The organism is Paenibacillus sp. GCM10027626 (assembly GCF_042676285.1).
Lineage (GTDB): Bacteria > Bacillota > Bacilli > Paenibacillales > Paenibacillaceae > Paenibacillus_Z.
In genome coordinates this window covers 325,696-349,228 of record NZ_JBHTHC010000007.1, presented here as the reverse complement: position 1 = coordinate 349,228, position 23,533 = coordinate 325,696, and the positions used below count along the sequence as shown (strand labels likewise).

General features: G+C 51.3%; 23 protein-coding genes. 18 read left to right on the top strand and 5 right to left on the bottom strand.

Annotated features, from left to right (window positions below):
* The first annotated feature begins 83 nt into the window (after positions 1-83).
* On the top strand, positions 84-941 hold the full coding sequence (locus ACFQ0N_RS16275) for an energy-coupling factor ABC transporter ATP-binding protein (RefSeq protein ID WP_379327914.1): 858 nt from the start codon (positions 84-86) through the stop codon (positions 939-941).
* A complete protein-coding gene (locus tag ACFQ0N_RS16270) occupies positions 938-2,659 on the top strand; it encodes an ATP-binding cassette domain-containing protein (RefSeq protein ID WP_379327912.1) in 1,722 nt (573 codons plus the stop codon). The genes ACFQ0N_RS16275 and ACFQ0N_RS16270 overlap by 4 nt, the downstream gene beginning before the upstream one ends.
* On the opposite strand, the gene ACFQ0N_RS16265 is transcribed toward ACFQ0N_RS16270, so the two are convergent.
* The gene (locus tag ACFQ0N_RS16265; RefSeq protein ID WP_379327910.1) at positions 2,616-3,545 is read right to left on the bottom strand and encodes a helix-turn-helix domain-containing protein; all 930 of its coding nucleotides are present in this window, start codon (positions 3,543-3,545) and stop codon (positions 2,616-2,618) included. The genes ACFQ0N_RS16270 and ACFQ0N_RS16265 overlap by 44 nt on opposite strands.
* 159 nt (positions 3,546-3,704) lie before the next feature.
* On the opposite strand from ACFQ0N_RS16265, the gene ACFQ0N_RS16260 reads away from it, so the two are divergent.
* A complete protein-coding gene (locus ACFQ0N_RS16260; RefSeq protein ID WP_379327999.1) occupies positions 3,705-5,474 on the top strand; it encodes a glycoside hydrolase family 35 protein in 1,770 nt (589 codons plus the stop codon).
* Positions 5,475-5,535: 61 nt separating this feature from the next.
* On the opposite strand, the gene ACFQ0N_RS16255 is transcribed toward ACFQ0N_RS16260, so the two are convergent.
* The gene (locus tag ACFQ0N_RS16255; protein WP_379327908.1) at positions 5,536-6,363 is read right to left on the bottom strand and encodes an ABC transporter permease subunit; all 828 of its coding nucleotides are present in this window, start codon (positions 6,361-6,363) and stop codon (positions 5,536-5,538) included.
* Between the two features lies 1 nt (position 6,364).
* Positions 6,365-7,276: an ABC transporter ATP-binding protein gene (locus ACFQ0N_RS16250; protein ID WP_379327906.1), complete on the bottom strand. Its 912-nt coding sequence runs from the start codon at positions 7,274-7,276 to the stop codon at positions 6,365-6,367.
* On the opposite strand from ACFQ0N_RS16250, the gene ACFQ0N_RS16245 reads away from it, so the two are divergent.
* Positions 7,276-7,413, top strand: coding sequence for a hypothetical protein (locus ACFQ0N_RS16245; RefSeq protein WP_379327904.1), 138 nt, complete (start codon positions 7,276-7,278; stop codon positions 7,411-7,413). The two genes, ACFQ0N_RS16250 and ACFQ0N_RS16245, sit on opposite strands and share 1 nt — an antisense overlap.
* On the opposite strand, the gene ACFQ0N_RS16240 is transcribed toward ACFQ0N_RS16245, so the two are convergent.
* Positions 7,410-8,507 carry a PRK06851 family protein gene (locus ACFQ0N_RS16240; RefSeq protein ID WP_379327902.1) on the bottom strand — a complete coding sequence of 366 codons (1,098 nt, stop codon included), beginning with the start codon at positions 8,505-8,507 and terminating at the stop codon, positions 7,410-7,412. The genes ACFQ0N_RS16245 and ACFQ0N_RS16240 overlap by 4 nt on opposite strands.
* A 207-nt stretch (positions 8,508-8,714) precedes the next feature.
* On the opposite strand from ACFQ0N_RS16240, the gene ACFQ0N_RS16235 reads away from it, so the two are divergent.
* The 13 genes from ACFQ0N_RS16235 (at position 8,715) to ACFQ0N_RS16175 (ending at position 21,462) form a co-directional block, all read left to right on the top strand.
* Positions 8,715-10,670, top strand: a complete 1,956-nt coding sequence (locus ACFQ0N_RS16235) for an ATP-dependent DNA helicase (protein ID WP_379327900.1) — start codon at positions 8,715-8,717, stop codon at positions 10,668-10,670.
* Between the two features lie 25 nt (positions 10,671-10,695).
* Positions 10,696-11,355 carry a futalosine hydrolase gene (locus ACFQ0N_RS16230; protein WP_379327898.1) on the top strand — a complete coding sequence of 220 codons (660 nt, stop codon included), beginning with the start codon at positions 10,696-10,698 and terminating at the stop codon, positions 11,353-11,355.
* Positions 11,352-12,206, top strand: coding sequence for a 1,4-dihydroxy-6-naphtoate synthase (locus ACFQ0N_RS16225; protein ID WP_379327896.1), 855 nt, complete (start codon positions 11,352-11,354; stop codon positions 12,204-12,206). Before ACFQ0N_RS16230 ends, ACFQ0N_RS16225 begins: the two co-directional genes overlap by 4 nt.
* Positions 12,207-12,325: 119 nt before the next feature.
* The gene (locus tag ACFQ0N_RS16220) at positions 12,326-13,252 is read left to right on the top strand and encodes an AraC family transcriptional regulator (protein WP_379327894.1); all 927 of its coding nucleotides are present in this window, start codon (positions 12,326-12,328) and stop codon (positions 13,250-13,252) included.
* 115 nt (positions 13,253-13,367) lie between these two features.
* Positions 13,368-14,723 carry a DegT/DnrJ/EryC1/StrS family aminotransferase gene (locus tag ACFQ0N_RS16215; protein WP_379327892.1) on the top strand — a complete coding sequence of 452 codons (1,356 nt, stop codon included), beginning with the start codon at positions 13,368-13,370 and terminating at the stop codon, positions 14,721-14,723.
* 15 nt (positions 14,724-14,738) lie between these two features.
* On the top strand, positions 14,739-16,025 hold the full coding sequence (locus ACFQ0N_RS16210; protein WP_379327890.1) for a neutral/alkaline non-lysosomal ceramidase N-terminal domain-containing protein: 1,287 nt from the start codon (positions 14,739-14,741) through the stop codon (positions 16,023-16,025).
* 80 nt (positions 16,026-16,105) lie between these two features.
* Positions 16,106-16,564 carry a GNAT family N-acetyltransferase gene (locus tag ACFQ0N_RS16205; RefSeq protein ID WP_379327888.1) on the top strand — a complete coding sequence of 153 codons (459 nt, stop codon included), beginning with the start codon at positions 16,106-16,108 and terminating at the stop codon, positions 16,562-16,564.
* 153 nt (positions 16,565-16,717) lie between these two features.
* Positions 16,718-17,140 (top strand): SRPBCC family protein, encoded by a 423-nt coding sequence (locus ACFQ0N_RS16200; protein ID WP_379327886.1) that lies wholly within the window; start codon positions 16,718-16,720, stop codon positions 17,138-17,140.
* A 2-nt stretch (positions 17,141-17,142) separates the two neighbouring features.
* Positions 17,143-17,484, top strand: a complete 342-nt coding sequence (locus ACFQ0N_RS16195) for an ArsR/SmtB family transcription factor (RefSeq protein ID WP_379327884.1) — start codon at positions 17,143-17,145, stop codon at positions 17,482-17,484.
* Positions 17,485-17,640: 156 nt separating this feature from the next.
* Positions 17,641-20,133 (top strand): WG repeat-containing protein, encoded by a 2,493-nt coding sequence (locus ACFQ0N_RS16190; RefSeq protein WP_379327882.1) that lies wholly within the window; start codon positions 17,641-17,643, stop codon positions 20,131-20,133.
* Between the two features lie 124 nt (positions 20,134-20,257).
* Complete coding sequence (locus ACFQ0N_RS16185; protein ID WP_379327880.1) at positions 20,258-20,782, top strand: TetR/AcrR family transcriptional regulator; 525 nt, start codon at positions 20,258-20,260, stop codon at positions 20,780-20,782.
* The gene (locus ACFQ0N_RS16180; protein ID WP_379327878.1) at positions 20,782-21,099 is read left to right on the top strand and encodes a DMT family transporter; all 318 of its coding nucleotides are present in this window, start codon (positions 20,782-20,784) and stop codon (positions 21,097-21,099) included. Before ACFQ0N_RS16185 ends, ACFQ0N_RS16180 begins: the two co-directional genes overlap by 1 nt.
* Positions 21,100-21,108: 9 nt before the next feature.
* A complete protein-coding gene (locus tag ACFQ0N_RS16175; protein WP_379327876.1) occupies positions 21,109-21,462 on the top strand; it encodes a DMT family transporter in 354 nt (117 codons plus the stop codon).
* 122 nt (positions 21,463-21,584) lie between these two features.
* Here the strand turns inward: ACFQ0N_RS16175 and ACFQ0N_RS16170 are convergent, their stop codons facing one another.
* Entirely contained in the window at positions 21,585-22,007 is a 423-nt protein-coding gene (locus ACFQ0N_RS16170; protein WP_379327874.1) for a GNAT family N-acetyltransferase, read from the bottom strand.
* Between the two features lie 200 nt (positions 22,008-22,207).
* Here ACFQ0N_RS16170 and ACFQ0N_RS16165 point away from each other — a divergent pair, with 200 nt between their 5' ends.
* Positions 22,208-23,416 (top strand): Nramp family divalent metal transporter, encoded by a 1,209-nt coding sequence (locus ACFQ0N_RS16165; RefSeq protein ID WP_379327872.1) that lies wholly within the window; start codon positions 22,208-22,210, stop codon positions 23,414-23,416.
* Positions 23,417-23,533: the final 117 nt, after the last annotated feature.

Genomic DNA, 23,533 nt, shown 5'->3' with positions numbered 1-23,533 from the left:
TAACCTAATTTTTATGTGCGTGGTTAACAAATACAGATTGCATTGTAGCACGAGAGCTTTCACTTGGGAAGAGGGAATTTCTATTGACGGTTATACATAATGAATCAAGCTTTATGCTGGACAATGTAGTTGCAGCGACTGAGCGGGACGCTGCCGAACAAAATCCGCGGCGCATATTGAATAACATCCATCTTATGATTTCGCCGGGGGAATGGCTGAATATTGTAGGCACAAACGGCTGCGGCAAATCCACGCTTGCCCGTCTTATTGCCGGTGTTACTGTCGAGGGAGCGGCGGGTCTGATGCAGCGCGGCTTTGCCGGCGCAATGCCGGCGCCGTATGTGATGCAGCAGCCGGATGTACAGCTGTTCGGTGAGACCCCGCGGGAAGAAATTCGCTTTGCGTTGGAATGGCGGGGGCTGTCTGCAGCAGAAATCGAGACCCGCATAGCAGCTGTTCTAGAACATACGCAGCTATCGGCTCTTGCCGATCTTTCATGGGAGTATTTGTCTGGCGGTCAGCGGCAGATGGCGGCAATCGCAGCCGCTCTGGCCGTGGATGCGCCATTGATCGTCTGTGATGAAGCGACTTCTATGCTTGATGATGAGGCGGGCCTTCGCGCGCTTGCATTGGTTCGCTCCATGCATGAGCGCGGGGCGGCCGTCGTCTGGGTGACACAGCGGCTGCAGGAGTTGAACCCCGGGCAGCGGATCATTGCCATGCGCGAGGGGGAAATCAGCTTTGATGGAAATGTCCGCAGCTTTTTTTACGGGAACTGTGCGGCAAATCGGGCTAAGGAGAGACTTTCTCCTTGCGAAGCTTGCGGATTGCGTCTGCCATATTTGGCGGCGCTCGCTGTGGAATGGAGCCGTCAAGGACTCCTGGCTGACCCGCTGCCCGTAACATCGGCCGAGTGGCGGAAGGTGTTGAACGAGCGATGAATAAGCCGAACAGTCTGACGATAAATATGCTGCCCGGTACGACCCGAAAGCTGGAGCTTCATCAAGGTACCATTACTGTCCTGCTCGGCGCCAACGGTGCAGGCAAAAGCAGATTAATGGAAATTGCTGCCGGCTTGCGCTCTCCGGACGGCCTGGCTGTCGGCTATGGGGCAGAACCGTTATGGCAGACCGGCCGCCGCAAGCCGCGGGTAAATGAAGCGGCCCTGCGCGCATATAGCTACGCCGGGCAATCGCCGGAGGAGCAGTTATTCGCGCGCTCGGTGGCTGCTGAGCTGGAATATGTGCTTCATCCGTACGGGCTGTCAGAGGAGGAGCAGCAAGAGCGAATTGACGAGGCTCTGGCGGCAGTTGGCTGGGATCGGGGCTGGCTGCAGCGCGATCCTTATCAAATGAGCGGAGGAGAACGGCGCAGAGCGGCAATTGCTTGTCTGCTTGCTGTTCCTGCCGCATGGCTGCTGCTGGACGAGCCGACAGCGGGCCTGGATGCCGCCGGACATGAGTTGCTTGCCGCCGCTTTGCGGCGAAGCAGACAGCACGGACAGGGCATCCTGCTTATCTCGCATGAAAGTGATTGGGCGCTGCCGTTGGCAGATCAAGTGCTTGTTATGGCGACTAGCGGTGAAATAATGAGAACGACGAGCGAAGAGCTGCTCGCGGATCCGGCTATTTTCACGCGTGCCGGCATGCTCGTGCCGGAATGGCTGGAGATAGCCCATATGCTGTGGCAGCGCGGAGCTCCAGAAGCGCTGATATGGAAGCCTAAGGCGCTCGCAGAGGCACAAGTGGAGATAGGGGGAGAACAGCCTGACAACGCGCATGAGAGCTGTCGTTCCCGCGGCGGGGGAAAACCGGATCATGGGGCAGCGCGGGCGACAGACGGAACCGGACCTGCAACCGGACCCGGTTCCGAATCCGGATCAAAACCTGTGCGAAGAAGCGTTGTACCTGTGAACCCGCCTTCACCTATTGCGTCCTTTGATCCCCGTGCCATCTGGCTTGCTTATATTCTGCTGTCGGCAGGCATTTTAGTCCAGCAAACATGGGCTGGCGTTGCATGGGGGGCAGTACTGACGGCTGCTGTCATTGTGATTGCCCGTGTGCCGCTGCGGCCATGGCGGATCCCGATCGCGATGCTGACGCTGTTTACTATACTGCTCTCTATCTTTGCGGGGCTTGGCGCCGGAGGAGGCGGCTCATGGTGGGGGATGGAGGCGTTCCTGCGTTCGCTGCATGGACTGGTGCGTCCGCTGCTTGCGATGCTGATCGGACTTGGTCTGCCGCTAGCTATTACCCCGTTAAGGCTGCGGCGTTCGCTTGAGCAGCTGCTTTCCGTACGGGGGCGGGTGCCATTATGGGCCCAAAAATGTATTTTGGCGGTTACGCTGCTGCTGCGGTTTATTCCAGTGCTGCTCGAGCAGTGGGGGAAGTTTAGCAGAATTGCGCTGGCGCGAGGAAAAGTGGCAAGACTGACGTTTCGGGGGGCGATCGGCAGAGTAAAAGATACATCGATCCCTTTTTTGCTGGCGATGTTCCGTATGGGAGAGGAAGTGGCAGCGGCATTGGAAAGCCGGGGCGTCGGCAAACGCAATTATCCAATCATTAATGCCGTTAAACAATGGCGCTGGCGCGACACCTGGCTCGTTGGCTGCTTTATTATTCTGTTTGCATTTCTTTGGTGGTGGCGGCAGCTCCTCTAAACTGCAGAGGAGACTGTCCGGTCCAGCGGCGAAATTGGCGGGAGAAGTGGCTGGCGGACTGAAAGCCGAGCGTTTCGGCGATATCATTGATCGTCATCGTCGTCGTGGACAGCAGTTGCTTCGCTTTGATCAGCTTTAGCCGGCTGACATAATGGCGCGGTGAAATACCATAGACGCGTTGAAATATTTTGGAGCATTGACTGAGACTCAAATTGAGTGAATGAGCGACATCGGCGATTGACGCTTCGGCATATTGCTGCTGGGCAAGCTTTGCTTCGATGGCATTGGCCATATCGGCGGCAAAGGCGGAAATGTAAGGCGCTGCCGAAGCATGGGCAGAGGCGCTGCCGCCGGCTTCTTGCATGCGGAGCAGACGCAAAATATCATAAATGATCAGCAGGCTTGTGCCTTGCACGGCTAAATTCTCTTCGGCAGAAAGAGATACGAGCTGCTCGGGCAAATTTTGCATTGTTCCAGATGTTTGCGCGTTGCTGCGCATGAGCTGCTCCAGCTCGCGAATCCGTCCCAGGAGCGGGCTCTGCATCGTAAGCGACGCGGGAAAATATTGAAAGGGCGCGCTAGAAAGGCGCTTGCGGACGTCCTGATCATCGATGTCGAAGTGAAAGTTGAAATAAGAAAACATATGGTCGGTGTCGTTGTGAAGGCTATGCTTGGCGCCGGTTTTGATCAGCAGCCAGTCGCCCTGCTGCAGCTTGACAACAGCCGGATTCACACAGATTTGCACTTGCCCTTCCATACAGTAAAACAGTTCGTAAAGATGATGGTGATGCTCTCTGTAGGTCCAACCGCCAGGCTTTGTGCTAAAATGGCAGCCAACTACCTGCAGCGCAGTGCTAGTATTCGGAAATCGAAGCATGATGTCCATATGCGGTTCCCCCTTGTCCAGTTGATACGATCATACCATATTTGCCGGGATGACGGCTAAAAAGGTCAAATCAATGCATAGTTTGGTTATTGTTCTTCCTGACGGCTTTCATTAGGATGAAGGGGAAGGATAAATAAACTTGCAATGGGGATGAGCAAAATGGGCAACTTTGATATAGCAGGAAAAGAGCTTGTATTTAATGGTAAGCCGATCAGGCTGCTGTCAGGAGCAATCCATTATTTTCGGGTCGTGCCAGAATATTGGGAGGACAGGCTGCGCAAGCTGCAAGCCTGCGGCTTTAATACAGTGGAGACATATGTGCCGTGGAATTTGCACGAGCCGGAGGAAGGAAAGTTCTGCTTTGAAGGAATGGCCGATCTCGAGCGGTTTATCCGGGTCGCGGGCGATCTTGGGCTGCACGTTATTGTAAGGCCGAGCCCATATATTTGTGCAGAATGGGAGTTTGGCGGCATGCCGGCCTGGCTGCTGGCGAATTCCGATATTAAGCTGCGCTGTCTCGACCGGTCTTTTCTGGACAAAGTTGACGCTTATTATGACGAGCTGCTGCCGCGGCTTCAGCCGCTGCTGTGTACGAACGGCGGCCCGATTATTGCCATGCAAATTGAAAATGAGTACGGCAGCTACGGCAATGATCAGGATTACTTGATTTACTTGCAGCAGGCGATGAAAGCGCGCGGAATCGATGTGCTCCTGTTTACATCTGACGGTCCTCTTGATGCCATGCTGCAGGGCGGTACAGTGCCCGATGTATGGGCGACGGTTAATTTCGGCTCGAGGCCGAAAGAAGCGTTCGGTAAGCTGCTCGAATATCGTCCGGATCAGCCGCTGATGTGTATGGAATTTTGGAATGGCTGGTTTGATCATTGGCGGGAAACGCACCATACGCGCGATGCAGCGGATGTCGCCAAGGTGCTGGAAGAGATGCTGGAATGCGGAGCTTCCGTCAATTTCTACATGTTCCATGGCGGCACGAATTTTGGTTATTTCAACGGCGCCAATCATTCTCATGAGTATGAGCCGACCGTTACAAGCTACGATTATGATTCGCCATTAAATGAGCAAGGGGAGCCGACCGAAAAGTTTTTTGCGGTGCAGGAGGTGCTAAGAAAGTTTACTTCTGCTGAGGAGCAGCAGCAATGGCCGGCATTGCCGGAGCCAATCCCGGCGCATCGCTTCGGCGAAGTAACAATGACAGAGCAGGCTGTGCTGTTTGAGCAGCTTGATCAGCTTTCGAGCGCAGTGAAGCGCAGATGTCCAGAGCCGATGGAGAAGCTTGGCCAAAGCTATGGGTTTATTTTGTACAGCTGTCATGTGTCCGGGCCTCGTCCGGCAGAAAGCTTGACAATACAGGATGTGCATGATCGGGCTATCGTGTTCCTGGATGGCAGCTATGTCGGGACGGTTGAGAGATGGAATGCCCAGCCGCTCGAGCTGCCAATTGGCGAAGGGGGAGCCAGACTCGATATTTTGGTCGAAAATATGGGGCGGGTCAACTATGGGCCGCAGCTGAAGGACTACAAAGGGATTACGGAAGGCGTGCGTCTGAACAATCAGTTCTTGTTTGATTGGACAATCCGCTCACTGGCGCTGTCAGATGTCAGCCAGCTTCGATTTGCAGCAAGCGAGCCAGGGGAAGTTAAGGAAATGAATGCTGCTGGTCCCGTATTCTATAAAGGAGTATTCACGGCCGAGCAGACCGCCGATACGTTCATTCGTCTGGATGGCTGGGTGAAAGGCAATGTATATGTAAATGGATTCCATCTGGGGCGTTATTGGGAAGCCGGGCCGCAAAAAACATTATACATTCCGGGGCCTTTGCTTAAAGCAGGCGAGAATGAAATTATCGTCTTCGAGCTGCACGGAACGAAGCAGCCAGTTGTTGTGCTGGAGGATAAGCCGCAGCTATGAGAAAGAAAAGGAGAATGCGCAGAGCGGAGAGCTTTGCGCATTTCTTTTTGCTGGTGTGAAATCAAATCTGACGCTCAAACAGCGCGTTGCGATTGTTGGAACGGGCGATGCGCGGCAGCATGAACAGGCAGGCCAGCAGCAGCACTGCCCCAACCACAATGAGCAGTAAAGGGCTTAAGAGCAGGATGCCGCTCATTTGTCCCACTAGAAGCATTATGATTGGCAGCACGACAAGCCCGGACATTTGCTGAGCGGCCTGGAACGTTTTTACTTTGGCGGAGATCAGCACATTGAGCAGTATACTGACGATCGTAAAGGATGGGACAAGCCATAGGATCACGATCACCCAGTTCAGGCTGGGAAACAGCCACCCGTCGAACATGCCGAACGTCATCGTGTTGACGATGATCCCAATGGCGAGAAAGCCGCCAAGTGAAAGGGTATAGGCAGGTATGAAGGAGGCGAGCATTTTGCCGACCATTAAATCTTGAATACGGATAGGAGAGAGCAGCAAGCTTTCCATTGTCCGGCGTTCCTTTTCGCCGACAAAGCTGTTGGCCGAAATGACACTGGATGCCATAATAGGCAGCAGCAAAAACAATGGGAGCAGCATATAGTTGAGCGTAAAATAAAGAATTTTCCCATTCATTTCAGAAATGCCTGCCTCCGGCAGCAGCGGTATACCCGTCGGCAGACGGTCTACCAGCTCACGCATTGTTCCTGTTGTTATTGCTGTCAAATCGCCATATTTGCAGAATAGCACGATCGTAAGCGGGAATATGATGCAAAAAACGAGCGGAATAATAACCATCGGCAGCCAAACCTGCACGTTGGAGGTGATTTGGCGGATATCTTTGCGGGCGATTGCCAAAATGACCGTTTTGTTCATGTTAAGCGTGCTCCTTCCGTACTTGAAAATAGAGCGATTCCAAATCGCGGTTTTCGATATGGACGGTATTGACCCAGCTATCTGCCAGCAGCGTGCGCAGCAAATCAGAGATATCGGCTTTTGAAGGCAACCGGAAACGGAGCCTGCGGGCATCGACCCGTTCTGCGGGGTAGCCGGCATAGCTGCCGCCTTGCGGGATAGCGCCAGTCTCAATAAGCACGGTGACTTGTGTCATATATCTTGCCTCGATGTCGGCCTGTGTGCCGGAGGCAAGAACGCGGCCGCGCTCCATAAAAATATACGAGCTGCAAATCGATTCCATTTGGTGCAATACATGAGAGCACATGAAGACAGTAGTCCCTTCCTGCTCATTCAATTGTTTAATAAATTGCAGTACAAGGCGGATGCCTTCCGGATCCAGTCCGTTCGTAGGCTCATCCAGAAAAAGCAGCTGCGGGCGATGCACCAGCGCTTTCGCTAAAGCGAGCCTTTTTTTCATCCCGGTGCTGAATGTCCCGACGGGCTTGTTGCGATGCTCCTTCAGCCCGAAATATTCGAGCAGCTCATCCGCTCTTGCCGGATCGCTCACACCATATAAAGTGGCGAAAAATTGCAAATTATCAATAGCGCTCATGTCATCATAAAGGCCCGCACTTTCCGTGACGATGCCGCTCATTAACCGGATGCGGTCGCCATCCTTTAGCGGGTCAAGGCCGCCAACGCTCATTGTGCCCTCATCGGCATCGATTACGCCGTTCAGCAGCCGGATCATCGTCGTTTTGCCTGATCCGTTGGGGCCCAGAAGCCCAACAATACTGCCCTTTTCTACATGAAAACTCATTTGCTGCAGGACAGCTTGCCCGGAGAAGCTTTTACAGACGCCGTCGACTTGTATGAAGGAAGTAGTGGACAATGATTTCGCTCCTTGTCATGATTGTATTTGGTGATATGACGTATAGCGGCGGCTATTTGTTCATTAATAAAAAAAAAAGCCCGGCCATCAGGCTGCTGATGACCGAACTGGCGTGGAGCACACAAAAGATGTTTTAATTGGGAATAAGCGCCTTTATTTCTTCAGCGATTTGATCGCGGATGGCATTTACTTTGCTGAAATCCATTGCCTGCTTATAAATGACCTCTAATTGATCATGGTATGATTTCGCCTCGGCCAGATGGGCGATCGCCTGCTTCATTTGAGCGGAATAGCGCGCTTCTATCTGTTGGAGGGCTTCCGCGTTCGCTTCGTCAGTTCCTGGCGCTACGCAGCGTTCGTACAGATCGATAATTTCATCGTTTTCGCGGTCGGGAAAATATTCGTGCGGGGCGGTGCTGTCAAATACGGTGACGCCTAATTCGCGAATGATGACCATATCCAGGCTTTTCGGATCAAAGCCGCAATGATAGATTTCCGTATCGAAGCCGCGCTCCATGGCGATGGCGGCAAGCTTTTTCAGCAAAGTGGATTTCCCTGTTCCGGCTCTGCCTTTTAGGAAATAGCGTTTGCTCAGGCCTTCGGTAATATTGGGCACGAAGTCTGCGGCGCCGCGCGGGGTGGCGGCTCCAAGAAAGCGCCGGTCAACCCTGCTTTTTTTGTCCAGTCGCTGCTCGCCAAAAATTTGTTCTGCCAATTCCGCTGTTACAAGATTCGCTTCGGCGAAGTTCATTTTGGAAATATAAATGCTCTCCCACTCGTCGTGAATGCGCAGGGCTTTGCCGAAGTTTTCATAGGCTTGCGTGAAGGCGCTGCTTATTTGCTCCTGAAGCAAGGCAATTTGCTCCTTCTGCTGGCGCAGTTGCAAGGAATCCCAAGCGGCTCCCAGATTGACATACTGCTCGACCGCTCCCGGAAGCTCAGGCTCAATGACATGCGGGGCCGTGCCGTCGACGATGCCAACGGAAAGCTCAGGGATGATGACGCCATCCAAGGAGTCATTGTCCGAGGAGCAATGAATTAGCCAGGTATCAAAGTTTTGATTGGAAAATTGCTCGGCAATTGAGCGCATCAATGAGGACTTGCCTGTGCCGGGTCCTCCTTTCAATATATAGATTTTTTCTAATTTTTGTAGTGAAGAGTCAAACAGATTCGCGAAGCCGCGAGCGGTGTTCCCGCCTGCATAATAATTTAATGTCGTTGGTTGATCCATTGATTGTCACACCTTTCTATGGGCCATATGTCTTGGCGCCTATAGAATATCCTATTAATGGGAAGGGAAAAATGTGCTATACAAAGTGAGAATAATTTTCAATTAAATTTGCTTTGCTTTTCCAGCGTGTTCATGTGATAATAAAATTTTCGAATATGAACGGTTAACGGCACACCGAACACCGATTTTACTGGAGGCTAGCAAAACGTGGAACGGTATCCTTTTCGTTACGATCATTCCCGGCCTTTTATACAGCAAGTGGGCGAATGGATCGGTGATGTTTTTTATGATGTACTCCCGGAATCCGGGTTCGAAGTTCGCGACGAGCAAATTTATATGGCGTACCAATTAGAGCGGGCCTTCGCCGATAAAGAGACGATTTTCGCGGAGGCGGGCGTCGGTACGGGGAAAACGCTTGTTTATTTGTTATATGCGGTATGTTATGCACGCTACAAAAGGCAGCCGGTCATCATCGCCTGCGCCGACGAATCGCTTATTGAGCAGCTGGTCAAGCCGGGCGGCGATATCGAGAAGCTGAATAACGCGCTAAATCTCGCGATTGACGCCAGACTCGGCAAATCGCCGGATCAATATGTCTGTTTGCTCAAGCTGGATGATGCACGGTACGGCTATGAAGACACAGCGATTTATCGGAAGGTCTACGATGAGCTTCCGAAGTTTGTAAACTCGCCGGCGGCGATGCAATCCTTCTATGCTTACGGCGATCGTAAAAATTACCCGGAATTGACGGATGAGCAGTGGAATCGCGTCGGCTGGGACACCTTTCGCGATTGCTTTGTGTGCGAGAAGCGTCACCGCTGCGGCCAGACGCTGTCGCGGGATCATTACCGCCGGGCAGCCGATCTCATTATATGCTCGCATGACTTCTATATGGAGCATGTATGGACATACGAGAGCAGAAAGCGGGAAGGCCAGCTGCCGCTGTTGCCGGAGCATAGCGCGGTTGTATTCGATGAAGGGCATTTGCTCGAATCGGCGGCGCAGAAGGCGCTGACTTACCGGTTGAAGCATATGGCGTTTGAAGAGCTGATTACCCGTTTGCTGCGCGGTCAGGTGCGCGAGTCGCTTGCGGTGCAAATCGATGAGGCAATCGATCAGAGCCAGCTGCTGTTTGCGGCGCTTGAGGAGGCATCGGAGCCGGTGCCCGGTTCGGACCGCCGACAAATTCGCTGGACGGATCAGCTGTTATTCGAGGTTCATACATTCCGCAAGCTGTTAACGATTATTGAGGAAGAGCTGGTTATGGAGTCGGCGATGTTCTCGCTCGATGAATATCAGCTGCGAATTGTAGAAGAGCATCTGGAAATGATGCAAAAAGCGTTTCAGCTGTTCGAGCATCCGGAGAAGCTGATCAGTTGGGCGACCGAGAGCATTACAGGGATTACACTGGTTCTGATGCCGAAGACAGTGAAGGAAGTGCTGCAGGAGCATATTTTCTCTTCACGGATGCCGATTATTTTCTCTTCAGCAACACTGTCGGTGGAGGGTTCGTTCTCGTACATTGCCGAAGGAATCGGTCTGGAGGATTATTTGTCCTTCAGTGTAGCTTCTTCTTACAATTATGCCGAGCAGATGGAAGTCTACATGCCGCAGTGGCAATACGGCGGCACATTCTCCGAAAAAATGAAAACAGCCATTCGCATGCTTATGCGTACGGAAGGCCGGGCGCTTATTCTGTTCCGTACGAAGGAGGAGCTGCAGCAGTTTAAACGGGAAATCGCTTATTATCCGGAATGCGCCGGCCTGCAGTTTTTGTACGAAGGAGACAAGGAGATCAGTCACCTGATCGAAAGTTTCCAGCATGATGAACATAGTGTGCTATGTGCGGTCAGCTTATGGGAAGGGCTTGATATTCCGGGCCCGTCGTTGTCCAATGTAATCATGTGGTCGCTGCCGTTTCCTCCCGATGACCCGGTATTTGTCGCGAAGCGGCAAGCCGCGCTCCGCCCGTTCGAAGATGTCGATCTGCCCTATATGCTGCTGCGGCTGAAGCAGGGCATGGGCCGTTTAATTCGCCGGAGCGGCGACCGCGGCGTCATTCTGATTATGGGCGAGAATCGTCCGGGGCTGGACAGGCTGCACGAATCGATTGCCTCACTTTTGCCGGAGGGCGTCAAGCTGAAGCAATCGCTGGATGAATAAGAGGCGCTGGGAAGGAGAAAGATGCATGCATAACATATTAATTGTGACTTCAGTGCAGGCTGAACGCGAAGCGGTGGAGCGCGGACTGAAGCAATCGCCAGGCTTTCACGTGCTTGCCGGCGGCGTTGGCGCCGCTGCTTCGGCTGCCAGCACGATGGCTGCTTGTCTGGAAGCCGCTGCACGCGGCATTCGCTATGAGCTGATCATTAATGCGGGGATAGGCGGCGGCTTCCGCGAGCATGCAGCAATCGGCGACATCGTCATTGCCAGTGAAATTGTCGCTGCCGATTTCGGAGCGGAGTCGGCGGAGGGCTTTATTAGTGTGGACGAACTGGGCTTCGGCTCGGGCCGAAGGCAAGCCGACGAACGCTCTGCACGCCGCTGGATGGAACTGCTCCGGGCAGCAGACCTGCATGCTGTCCATGCTCCTGTCGTCACTGTGACGACAGCAACCGGAACAGCGGCAACTGCCGGGGCAATCCAAGCAAGAGTGGCTAATGTTGCTGCTGAAGCGATGGAAGGCTTCGGAGCAGCGGTCGCGGCCAGTCAATTGCAAATCCCTGTACTGGAAGTGCGGGCAATATCGAATGAAGTGGGGCCGCGCAATCGCGATGCATGGCGGATCGGCGAAGCGCTGAAGTCGCTGGAAGCGGCATGCAGGCTATTACCGGAGGTGTTCGCATGAAGATTGCCTATTCACCCTGTCCGAACGATACGTTTGTGTTTCATGCCTGGTCTCATGGCTTGGTGGCGGGAGCGCCTGCCTTGGAAGTGACCTATGCAGATATTGATATTACGAATCATTGGGCGATCCGCGGCGAAGGGCCAGATGTGCTGAAAATCTCCTATGCCGCTCTGCCGTGGGTGCTGGAGCGATATGCCCTGCTTCCTTGCGGCGGCGCGTTAGGGAGAGGCTGCGGCCCGCTCGTGCTGACAAGCGGAAAGCTGTCAGATGGCGGACGGCTCACAGACCCGGCCATGCTTACCGGCAAGCGGGTGGCTGTTCCGAGCGAGCGTTCCACTGCTTATTTGCTGTTCCGGCTATGGGCAGCCCAGCAGGTACCGGGAGAGATAGGCGAAATTGTCATTATGCCGTTTCATCAGATTATGCCAGCCGTGCGCGATGGCTTGGTTGATGCAGGGCTTGTCATCCATGAAGCAAGATTTACGTATCCCGACTATGGGCTAACGCTGCTTGCAGATATGGGAAGCTGGTGGGAGTCAGACACAGGACTGCCGATTCCGCTGGGAGCAATTATTGCGCGGCGCTCGTTAGATGCAGCGGCACTGGCGAATTGGACGCGCGCATCGGTCGAGTATGCCTGGTCGCACCCGGAAGCATCCCAGTCCTATGTCATGGAGCATGCCCAGGAAATGTCTCCCGATGTGGCCCAGGCACATATTGAATTGTATGTAAACAGCTATACCGCCAACTTGGGAGAAAGCGGCTATGGCGCTATTGAATCACTGTTGCAGCGCGCGGCGGAAGAAGGGCTGGTCCCGCAATTTAATCCGCAGCTGCTGCGCAGCTTCTAATCAGCGACTGTCCGGCCAACCGCCGCCAAATGCGCGGTAATGGCTGGGCAGTCTTTGTTTTCAGCTGATACGCGTTATGCTAAAATAAGGAGCAAGTAAAGCAGGCGGGTGATCGAACAATGTCCAAATATCCAATTATCGACAGTACGCTTTCGCAGGAGACATTCACGTTCCCGATCGTCATTGGTTTGACGGCTGTGCAGCAAGAGGTGGTGCTCCCTCACCACCATCAGTTTTATGAGATTTCGATCTATATCGAGGGAGCGGCGCTTGATGTTGTAAATGGAGAGGAGATATCCTCCGTCCGCGGTACCGTGATTTGCAAGCTGCCGCACCGCATTCACGGCACACGCCCGATTGCTCCCGCCGGCTACAAGAAATATAATCTGATGTTTGATATGGACATATTGCTTGCCGCGGACATGGATAGGGAATTAAAGCGCTTGTTTCATTTCAGCTCAAACAGCAGCAAGCTGCCGTTCTTTCAATTGAAAGAGGAGCAAATGCAGCTATTGGAGCGTCTATGCATCGACATTCACCGCGAATATTTGTCCGAGCAGCCGTTCAAGCAATCATATATCCGCTCAAAGCTGATCGAAATATTAATCGTCATTTCCAGAAGCGAGAATTTATCGGCCGAATCGGCAAACCGGACAGCGCTGTCGGAGCCGGCACCTTCTGACCGAAGCCCGAGTGCGGCAGCTGGCGCCAGCCCGGGCAGTAAAAAGATCAATCAGGCGCTGCAATATATTCACAGCCATTACTTAATGGATTTATCATTGGAAGGATTGGCTGCCGAGCTCTATGTAAGCGCTCCCTATTTAAGCAGGATGATTAAACAGAGTACAGGGAAATCCTTCACGGATTACGTGCATGATTTAAGAATCGAAATGAGCTGCAGCCTGCTCGTCTCTACATCGATGAGCATTTTGGATGTGTCAATTGAGGCCGGATACAGCTCGTTCAAAACCTTTTCGCGCGTTTTTTTGAAGAAGAAGGGGATGTCGTCTTCCAAGTACCGGCAGCATTTCAGCAAAGTTAAATAATGAGATAATCGAGTTAAAAAATGTCCGATCTACATAAAGGGGATCATCTACACTTGACGTATCACAGCGCATCAAGCGATTTCAGCTTGTTAGCGCGAATACGAGGAGTGGTAGCATGACAATCCAGCAAAAACAACAATTGGCTCTTTTCGGCGGCACGCCTGCTGTGACAGCTGAATATCCGGAAATGTTCCATTGGCCGATCATTACTGAAGAGGACGAAGCGGCTGCACTTGATGTGCTGCGCAAAGGCGCGATGTCGGGCACCGATATTACCAGACAGTTCGAGCGGGAGTTTGCTGCATGGATGCAGACTGACTATGCTCTCGGCTTTAATACAGGAACGGCTTCTATTCATGCTGCGATGTTTGCCTGCAAAATCGGAGTAGGGGACGAGGTTATTTGTCCATCTTTAACGTATTGGGCTACTCTGCTGCAAATGTACTCGCTAGGCGCAACCCCGATATTTGCGGAGGTAGATAAGGACTCGCTTTGTCTCGACCCCGATGATATTGAGCATCGCATTACGGACCGGACTAAAGCGATCATGGTCGTCCATTATGTGGGCTATCCCGCCGATATGGACCGCATTATGGCGATTGCCCGCAAGCATCAGTTGAAAGTGATCGAGGACGTCTCCCATGCGCAAGGCTCGCGCTATAAAGGGCGGATGCTGGGAACGATCGGCGATGTCGGGGCTATGTCGCTGATGTCGGGCAAAGCGTTTGCCATTGGCGAAGCGGGTATTCTGGTGACCGATGACCGCGAAATTTTTGAGCGGGCGATAGCTTTTGCCCATTATGAGCGCTACAACAACGAAATCGAGACGGAAGATCTGCGGCCATTTATCGGCTTGCCGCTTGGCGGCTATAAGTACCGGATGCATCAAGTCAGCTCGGCAGTAGGCCGGGTGCAGCTGAAATATTACGAGCAGCGTATTGATGAAATTAGCCGTGCGATGAATTATTTCTGGGATCAGCTGGAAGGGCTTCCGGGTATTCGGGCGCATCGTACAACGCCGGAATCCGGCAATAGTATGGGCGGCTTCTACAATCCGCTCGGCAAATTTATTAGCGAGGAGCTTGGCGGCTTATCTGTCACCCGTTTCTGTGAGGCGGTTCGCGCCGAAGGCGTTCCGCAATGTTATCCGGGCTGCAATTTGCCGCTTCATTTGCATCCAATCTTTCACGATGCTGATATTTATGGACACGGCCGCCCGACGCGTATTGCTCATGTTGAACGCGAAATTAGAGAGAAGGCCGGCAGCCTGCCGGTAACAGAGCAGGTCAACATGCGGGTGTTCAACATCCCTTGGTTCAAGCATATGGATAAGCAGGTACTCGATCAATATGTGAATGCATTCCGCAAAGTAATTGCGAATTATGAATTATTGCTGGAAGGCGACCCGGGTAATCCGGAGCGGATTGGGAACTGGAATTTGACCCCGCGCAAAAAAATAGCAAAATCGTGAAATGGGGAGTATAAGATGACCATTGAGCTCGGAACGGCAAAGCTGGACATAACGCCAACCGCCGCTGTACCGCTTGCCGGATTCGCCCACCGCAAGGACCGGACTGCTGAAGTGAGACGCCCATTGCATGTGCGGGCGTGGCTGTTCCGGCAGCGGTCAGGTTCAGAGACGAAGCATGCTTTGCTGCTGCAGGCAGATCTTATCTGGTGGGGAACGGCGCATGTGCAGTCCATGAAACAAGTGATAGCGCGAAAATGGGGCATTGCTAGGGATTGCATCATGTTCCACGCCTCCCATACGCATGGCGGGCCGCAGACGACTGGCGAATTCAGCCCGGAGCTGGGCGTTATGGATTCTTCCTATATCATGTTTCTGGAGCAGAAGGTGCATGAGGCTGTAGCGGCGGCGCATGAGCAGCTGGAAGAGGTGACGATGCAGCTTGGTATGGGAAGCTGCGAGGGAATCGGTGTAAACCGCCGCAAAATTGTAAAGGGCGAGGCGGCTTTTGCTCCTAATCCGTCAGGCCCACATGATCATACGGTAACGGTCATTCGCTGCCTGACTGCCGACGGGCGAACGAAAGGCTTGCTGTTCCATTTTACTTGTCATCCGACGACCACTTCAGCCAATCGCGTAGATGCCGAATATTGCGGGGTGGCGATGGAGCGGCTGGACGCGATATACGGCGCGGGGGCAAGCTGCTTCCTGCAAGGCTGCTGCGGCGATATCCGTCCGCATCTTGAGCGCGACGGACAGTTTTACAGCGGCGGCGATGAGGAGGTTATTCAAGCTGGAGAACGTCTTGCCGGCGCGGTTGCCACTGTACTCCAAGGAGCAATGAAGCCGCTTGAGCCCGCACCGCTGGAAGGCAAAACTGTGCAAGCCGCACTGCCCTTCCGAGAGACGCCGCTTGATGTAACACATCCTCCGCTAAAGGAGCCTGACCCGATAACAGCGGTCTGGCGCTCGCTGAAGCGTGCAGGCCGGCTTGTGCCGGAAAAGGGGCTTACGCTCGATATTCAGCTGCTGGTACTGGCGAAAGAGCTAGCCTTGCTGGCCATGAATGGCGAGATGGTCGTTGAGTACGGACTGTGGATTAAGCAGCAGTCTTCATCGACAATTTTGCCGCTCGGCTATAGCAATGGCATGGTCGGTTACGTGCCTGTCGCCAGACAACTTGCGGAAGGCGGGTACGAGGGAGCGACATCAGGCTTTGCCTTCAGCTATCCGGCACAGCTGGATCCGGCGGCCGAACTGAATATTAAAACGGCGATCGGCGAATTGCTCGCTCCTCATGACTGAAGGCAAGAAAATAATGCTATTGCCACTAACGGTATAAGGTGGTAAACTCTCCCTACCTCATATACAAGGTGGTGCCTGCGTTGGAGAAGGCGTACATCGGGTTGCAGCTGCAACAGATCAAGGAAGATGATTGTGTTGTTCAAGCAATTGTAGAGGGCAAGGATGGTCAGACCGTTATTTTGTATACGCCGTATGACCGTTATCACATTTATGCACGCATCGTCTATTGTACGGGAGTGGCGACCAAGCGGTACCGCAATGATCCGGTTTTCTTTTTGGAATGGAAGCCGGGTACGCGCTGCTTGATCTTATCTTATATCCGTATTTTGCAGGATAAGATCAATTGCGGTTACGGGTCAATTATGATGAACTATTTGCTTGAGGAAATGGTTGAAAAGCAGGGGATTGACTCGATTCTCGGGTTTATGCAGGAGACGGCAAACCAGGAGCATGAGGAGAGGCTCAGGCATTTTTATACGAAATTTGGATTTAACATTGATGAAGCGCGTAATTTGAGCTGGCATCGGAATAATAAATAAAGTAGGGGTGTCCCGCAGGTTGTCGGAATATAACTTGTGGGGACGTCCCGATTTTTTTGACCACATGTGCATGTAAAATAAGCCAGCTCTATTTTTCGGTTGACATGAAACCAAAAGGTTTCGTATTATAGAGGTACAAAAGGAGATGAAACAATGACCAAACAAACAGAAGCATTGCCGGATATTGTGCAGACAGTAACATTGAACGCATCCATTACTAAGGTATGGACTGCGGTTTCTACTTCCGAGGGAATAGCGGCCTGGTTCATGCCGAACGATTTCAAGCCTGAGCTGGGACACGAATTCCATCTGGAGGCGGGACCGTACGGGAGCTCCCCGTGCAAAGTGGTTGAGCTGGACCCGCCGCATAGACTTTGTTTCACATGGGGAAAATCATGGACGCTGTCATTTGATTTGATCGAGCAGAATAATACGACGGTGCTGACGTTGACGCATGGCGGCTGGTATGCGGAGCAAGTCACGGAATTTGGCGAGCTGCATACGATCGTTCGCGAAAGAATGGCTCATGGCTGGAGCGGGCTTGGCGTCAAGCTGGCCGCTTACATTGAGGGCTGACAATGGCTAGCAGCAGTGGGGCTGCACAGAAGCATGATGTGTTTCAGGCCATCGCTGATCCGACACGCCGCAGCCTGTTGAAGCTGCTGGTCGATCAAGAGCTGCCGGTAACGGTGATTAGCAGCCATTACCCCATCAGTCGTACTGCAGTGTCCAAGCATTTGCGCGTACTGGCCGAAGCCGGGCTTGTCAAGGAACGTAAAATCGGGAGAGAGACAAGATATAGGCTGGATACAGAGCCGCTGCGGGAGTTAAAGCGCTGGCTGGCATTTTATGAGCAGTTTTGGGAGAACAAGCTTACTGCGCTTAAACACTACGTGGAAGCTGACGATACTGAGCATTGACGGTTGGTACAAGGTAGACAGCTTGACAAGCTTGAGGCTTGCTGGAATAGCGGGCTTCAAGCTTTTTTGTATTATCCGGGCATTCGGCGCATATGATTAGGCGAGAGCGTAATGCCTTGCGAGCTTGAGGACATGAGGTCAGGGAGGTGAGAGCGGATGGATGATGCGAATTGGCGATTGGCGCAATTCGTACGGATATATTTGCCTGCAGGTGCTGAGCTGGTAACGATCGATCGGCCGCGCCCCCATTATGCAGTGCTTGCGACAGATTTGAATGGAGACCGGCATCCGGAAATAAGCGCCGTCTATCGCATGCCGAACGGACAGTTATATTTGCTGGTACTGCGCATGGATGGAAATAACTGGTCGATTGCCGCAAACATGAAGGGGAATGGCTACGGGGTCACGGTGATGGCGGCAGCTGATATTACAGGGGACGGCATGAAGGAGCTTGTAGTTGGATGGCAGATCGGGGCCAACTGGTCGAAGCTGTCTATATACAAGTGGAGCGAGCACGGACTTCATGATATAGCGCCGGAGCAGACAGTATTTAGTTATCTTGATCTGGTGTATCATCCAAGCGAGAGCGGGGGAAGAGATACAGTCGGCCTTGCGATTTGGACGCATGATACAGGGGAGGCCTATTGGATCGAGATCATGCGCTGGCAGGACGGGCGGTTGGTGCTGACAGAGGAGTTCAATCAATTATATTTTCCCGGCGTCGTGCAGTATTATGAAAAAATGGTGCTTTATTATCCGACCTATACTTTTTACTGGTACCACTTGGCGCTTGCTCAATGGAAGGCCGGTATGCCGAATGAAGCACTGCGCTCTATCCGCCATGCTTTATCGTTCGAGCATCCATACCCTTCCAGAGAAGAGCTGCTGCGTCTTGAGCGGGAAATTACGGGAAACATGCAGCGATTTATGCGGGCAGAGGAACTATATCCGGTTCCCGTTAAAATGGTAGGCGGAACGCGCTATGGCTACATAAATCGGCAAGGCCAAATGACGCTGGAGCCGCAGTTTGAGGAAGCGGGCGAATTTCAACCTAATGGGCTTGCCGCTGTAAGAATTAATGGGCGCGTCGGTCTGATCGATAAAACCGGACAGTTTGTCGTTCAGCCGTCATTCCAATATATTGGGCCATTTTCCGAGCAGCGGGCCGTCGTTATTAAAGATAATAAATTTTACTTGATGGATACAGCAGGTCATTTGTTAAATTCGCAGGGCTATGGTTTTATTGGCAATTTGCATGAAGGACGGGCGGTGTTCTATACACAGGCCGCCTCCGGCGAGCTGAAGTATGGCTATCTGGATGCTGACGGTCGTCCGGTTATTCCAGCCATTTATTCGGCTGTCAACGATTTTGATCATGGCAAAGCCGTCGTGAAAATAAAGGACAACCATTTTGCTATTATCGATCTGAACGGTAATCGGTTGTCAGATATTCTTAAAGCTTTTGTCGGGCCGATAGGCGATGGCCTGCTTTCTTATCAAGAAAGCCCGGATGGCAAGTTCGGATATCTGGACGAAAAGGGAAGGACCGTTATCGAGCCGGCATTTACTTTTGCTCAGACGTTCCAAGACGGGAGAGCCGTTGTCAGCGTAAGCACAAGTGCTGATGGACCTCTGCATGACGGCTTGATCGATAAGCGCGGAAAATATGTCATTGATCCGGTATATAATCAAATTAGGCAATTAGGGGAAGGGCGTCTTGCACTTGGCAGAGCGATTAATGAATCGCAGCCCTATATAGGATCATTATTTGCGATTGCAGATATGGACGGCAAGCGATTGTCCAGCTTCATGTTCAATGAGGTGGATGATTATCACGATGGTCTGGCGTCAGTTAGCGATATGAATCAGACGTATTTTATCGATCGTAGCGGGCAGCCTGCTGCGGGGTATCCAAAATTGAACGGCAGCGGATCATTGCGAATGATGGATGGAGTCATTCAAGCTTTTCTCGACCGCAGATTGTCTTACTTGGAACGCAACGGACATGTCATCTGGCAGCATAATGTGCTGCTCCCGTTAGATGACTCGTATGCTGTAGGTGAAGAGATATTCAAGCCTAACCGCAATTATTTGGTCTACTATCCAAAAATAGAGGGGATTTCAAATGCTTCTGTTTCGCGGAAAGTAAATGAAAAGCTGCGGCAATTGTCTAACGTTAAAGCGGTATCGGCCAATGCGCAGCTGGACTATACTTATGACGGCGATTATGATGTTGCCTCCTTTATGAATCCACTTTTAGTCATGGAACTGAATGGCTATAAATATCCGCTCGGAGCAGCGCATGGCATGCCCACTAGGCAATATGTCCATATAAATTTGATTAATGGGCATTTCTATGCGTTGAAGGATTTGTTTAAACCAGGTGTGGACTATACGAAACCGCTCAATGCGATTATTGCAAAGCAGATCAAGGAAGATCCGCAATATAATTATGTTTTTGAAGGTGCGTTCAAAGGCATTAAACCGGATCAGCCATTCTATGTTACGCAGGATGCCCTGCACATTTATTTCGAGCCCTATGAAATAGCGCCGTTTGCTGCCGGCTTCCCGACGTTTACGATACCATTCTCCGAGATCATGGATATCATTAATACCGATGGCGAGTTTTGGAAATCGTTTCATGCTTGAGCAAAGTCAGATAGCCCAGTGCCGGGAAGGCGCTGGGTTGTTTCCTTTGTCCTTGACTTTTTCTTGAAAAATACGTTATAGTAACTAAAAACCGTCCAGACGGTATAGTCAAGTTGGTGGTAAAATGTCGAAGAAATTAGACCTGCTGGAAGCGGCCTCTCGCGTCATTTTGGAAAGCGGCGTAAGCGGGTTAACATTAGAAGCTGTTGCTGTGGAGGCCAATGTCAGCAAAGGCGGATTGCTGTATCATTACCCCTCGAAGGACAAATTAATCCAGGCGATGAATCAGTACGTCATCGATCAGTTCAGAGCAATGCTTGAACACGAAGTCAAGGCCGGCAGGACGTTTCATCAAGCCTATCTGTATGCGACGCTGAATAGTCTTAGAGATGCGAAGTACTTGAATGTGAACACAAGCCTGTTGGCCGCTGTCTCCAATAATCGGGATATTTTGGCAATGTGGAAAGAGGAGTACAAGGATTATCGCAGAAGATTTTCTGCTGAGCGTTGTAAGCCGGAAGTTTCTTTGCTGATCCAGACGGTTTGTGACGGTCTCTGGTATTCCAAATTGTTTGACCTTTCCGCTTTAGACTTGGAGAAAGAGCAGCAGTTGCTTGAATATTTGCTTGTATTATTGGAGGAAAATTGATGGTGGCCTATCTATTGTTAGCGGGAGCAATCGCAGCCGAAGTCTGCGCTTCCACCATGCTGAAGCTTACCAAAGGCTTTACGGTCAAGCTGCCAATTATCGGCATGATCTTCGGGTATGGGATCAGTTTTTATATGTTGTCATTAGCATTGTTTAAGCTTCCTTTGGGGCTTTCATATGCGGTATGGAGCGGCGTTGGCACTGTACTGACCGCTGTTGTGGGCATGGTATTGTTTAAGGAGAAAATCAATCGCAAAGGATTTGTCGGCATCGGTTTGTTATTGACCGGAGTGGTCCTTTTAAATTTAACGGACTAGGTGAGCGGGATGCGGAATATTGTTTTTTTGATGCTCGCGATTATATGTGAGGTTAGCGGTTCCACCATGCTGAAGTATGCAGAAGGCTTTACCGTCTTGCTGCCCTCAATCGGCGTTGTTGTTGGTTTTGTAACGTCTTTTTTCTTTCTCGGCTTAGCTTTGAAAGGCTTGGCATTGTCTACGGCTTATGCGGTATGGTCAGGCTTAGGCACTGCACTAACGACATGCGCGGGCATCGTGTTGTTTCAAGAGGAAGTAAGCGCAGTGAAGGTGACGGCCTTATTTTTAATTATTGCCGGTGTAGTTATACTGAACAAATCGCAAGATAATAAGGATGGCGCCGAGGAAGCGGCAGCAGGGTGAGAGGCTCGATTGTGCCGCCATTCTGGGCTGAGCTGAGCGCCGACGGCCCACCAAGCTTATATAATGCAAAAAGAGTGAACGGAGCATGTTGCTTCATTCACTCTTTTTTTGTTGCATAGGGCTTAGTAACGTTTGTACATCCCGATAGACGCTGGGGCTGTAGCGGCAAAACCGAATTGCTCATACAACTTATCGGCAGGAAGATCGGCAATGAGACTAACATATGCAGTAGGGTGAGCTTTGCAATCCAAGTATTGCGTCAAATAGTGCATGATCACTTTGCCGAGCCCCTTTTTTTGATGCGCGGGGAGAACTGCGATATCGACGATCTGATAGGCAGTGCCGCCATCGCCAATAATTCGTCCCATGCCGATAGCAGTATCTTTGTAAAAAAGCGTGACGCCATAAATAGAGTGCGGCAAACCTGCCGCGGCAGCTTCCAGCGATTTAGCGCTCAATCCGGCACCGGTACGCAGGTTTACATATTGCTCAGCTGTTGGCGGTTGTTCGCAAACGGTATAGTGTTCCGGGATATTGATTGACATAGATACTCCTTTCATATCGTCTATCTGATATATTCACCTGCATAAAATCATAATTGATTATGAATAAAAAGCCAACTTGACTACGGGAATATTTAAAGACACTTTAAAGATGTGTCTATTAATTTATTTTTTTGTTATAGTAATATCATAAACGAGAGTTGAGAAAGCGCTGTCAATAAATGAAAAGGATGTGGGGGACATTGAAGAAGATTGGCGGACTAAAAGGATTAATACTCCTCCTTGGACCAGGATTTATTACAGCGGCGACAGTGCTTGGGCCAGGAAGTATAACCGTAAGCAGTAAATCGGGTGCGGTGCTAGGCTATTCCATTTTATGGACGCTTGTAGTAGCTGCGCTGTTTATGTCTACGTACACCGTAATTGCAGGAAAGATCGGATGCTTGAATAAAGATTCTTTACTAACGATTGTACGGCAACAGTATGGCGGCTGGCTTGCGTTGCTGATCGGCATTTGTGTGTTTTTGATTACGGCAGGTTTTCAGACCGGGAACAATATTGGGGTAGGACTTGTATTTGATACCGTCTTTGGCGGAGGAATTGGGCTTTGGGCTTGTATAATGCTCGTTATTGCCCTTATATTTATTTGGACTTCCAGCAATTTCTACGACTTGCTTGAAAAAATCATGATGCTAATGGTCATTCTGATGATTCTCGCTTTTCTCGGCAATTTGTTCGCGATAAAAATTGATTTCGCCGATATGGCTTCAGGCTTTGTGCCATCGATGCCGACGGTGTGGGGACTTGTTATTGCGATTTCCGCAACGAGCTTCAGTATTGCCGGAGCAGCCGGCCAATCCTATATGGTGCAAGGGAAAGGCTGGGGCCGCAACGATTTAGGCAAAAGTAATGCGAGCGCAGTGATCGGTATTATAGTGCTTTGCGCATTGGCTATCATTATTGTTATTACTTCAGCGGCTGTACTTCTTCCCAAAGGCATTAAAGTGGAGAGTGCAGTAGATATGGCCGTACAATTGGAACCATTGCTTGGTTCAATGGCCAAATGGCTGTTCCTAGTAGGTTTATTCGCTGCTTCTTTCTCGTCCTTTATTGCCAATGCTGTGCTTGGAGGCATGATGCTGTCAGACGGCTTTGGCTGGGGAAAATCACTGAATGACCGCAGCGTCAAAGTGTTAAGCTCATTGCTGCTCGTAGGCAGCACGCTGCTGGCTGTCGTTTTGAATACAAACCCGATTGAACTGATTGTAATGGCGCAGGCTACTACAATTCTTGGCGCACCGCTAATTGCTATCGTACTGCTGCTGCTCGGCAACAACAAAAAAGTATTGGGCAACAATACAAATGGCATCGTTGTTAATGTGCTCGCTGTTGCGGCAACGCTGTGGCTCATTTATTTATCCATTAACCAGTTCCAGACCTTCCTGAAATAATTGTTGAAAAAGCCGAACAGTGCCGCTGGCATTGCTCGGCTTTTTCGTCTTGGTCGCCAAACCGTTCAAGCTGCCCTTTTTGCGGGAAAAAACAATTATACACGAGCGTTGGTTGCC

What these genes read in the sequence shown, in the direction of transcription:
- ACFQ0N_RS16185 (WP_379327880.1), top strand. Translation starts at nt 20,258, where the DNA reads ATGTCGAAGAAATTAGACCTGCTGGAAGCGGCCTCTCGCGTCATTTTG.
- ACFQ0N_RS16195 (WP_379327884.1), top strand. Translation starts at nt 17,143, where the DNA reads ATGGCTAGCAGCAGTGGGGCTGCACAGAAGCATGATGTGTTTCAGGCC.
- ACFQ0N_RS16270 (WP_379327912.1), top strand. Translation starts at nt 938, where the DNA reads ATGAATAAGCCGAACAGTCTGACGATAAATATGCTGCCCGGTACGACC.
- ACFQ0N_RS16200 (WP_379327886.1), top strand. Translation starts at nt 16,718, where the DNA reads ATGACCAAACAAACAGAAGCATTGCCGGATATTGTGCAGACAGTAACA.
- ACFQ0N_RS16265 (WP_379327910.1), bottom strand. Translation starts at nt 3,545, where the DNA reads ATGGACATCATGCTTCGATTTCCGAATACTAGCACTGCGCTGCAGGTA.
- ACFQ0N_RS16210 (WP_379327890.1), top strand. Translation starts at nt 14,739, where the DNA reads ATGACCATTGAGCTCGGAACGGCAAAGCTGGACATAACGCCAACCGCC.
- ACFQ0N_RS16245 (WP_379327904.1), top strand. Translation starts at nt 7,276, where the DNA reads ATGATTTCGCTCCTTGTCATGATTGTATTTGGTGATATGACGTATAGC.
- ACFQ0N_RS16240 (WP_379327902.1), bottom strand. Translation starts at nt 8,507, where the DNA reads ATGGATCAACCAACGACATTAAATTATTATGCAGGCGGGAACACCGCT.
- ACFQ0N_RS16230 (WP_379327898.1), top strand. Translation starts at nt 10,696, where the DNA reads ATGCATAACATATTAATTGTGACTTCAGTGCAGGCTGAACGCGAAGCG.
- ACFQ0N_RS16225 (WP_379327896.1), top strand. Translation starts at nt 11,352, where the DNA reads ATGAAGATTGCCTATTCACCCTGTCCGAACGATACGTTTGTGTTTCAT.
- ACFQ0N_RS16220 (WP_379327894.1), top strand. Translation starts at nt 12,326, where the DNA reads ATGTCCAAATATCCAATTATCGACAGTACGCTTTCGCAGGAGACATTC.
- ACFQ0N_RS16215 (WP_379327892.1), top strand. Translation starts at nt 13,368, where the DNA reads ATGACAATCCAGCAAAAACAACAATTGGCTCTTTTCGGCGGCACGCCT.
- ACFQ0N_RS16175 (WP_379327876.1), top strand. Translation starts at nt 21,109, where the DNA reads ATGCGGAATATTGTTTTTTTGATGCTCGCGATTATATGTGAGGTTAGC.
- ACFQ0N_RS16190 (WP_379327882.1), top strand. Translation starts at nt 17,641, where the DNA reads ATGGATGATGCGAATTGGCGATTGGCGCAATTCGTACGGATATATTTG.
- ACFQ0N_RS16255 (WP_379327908.1), bottom strand. Translation starts at nt 6,363, where the DNA reads ATGAACAAAACGGTCATTTTGGCAATCGCCCGCAAAGATATCCGCCAA.
- ACFQ0N_RS16170 (WP_379327874.1), bottom strand. Translation starts at nt 22,007, where the DNA reads ATGTCAATCAATATCCCGGAACACTATACCGTTTGCGAACAACCGCCA.
- ACFQ0N_RS16260 (WP_379327999.1), top strand. Translation starts at nt 3,705, where the DNA reads ATGGGCAACTTTGATATAGCAGGAAAAGAGCTTGTATTTAATGGTAAG.
- ACFQ0N_RS16180 (WP_379327878.1), top strand. Translation starts at nt 20,782, where the DNA reads ATGGTGGCCTATCTATTGTTAGCGGGAGCAATCGCAGCCGAAGTCTGC.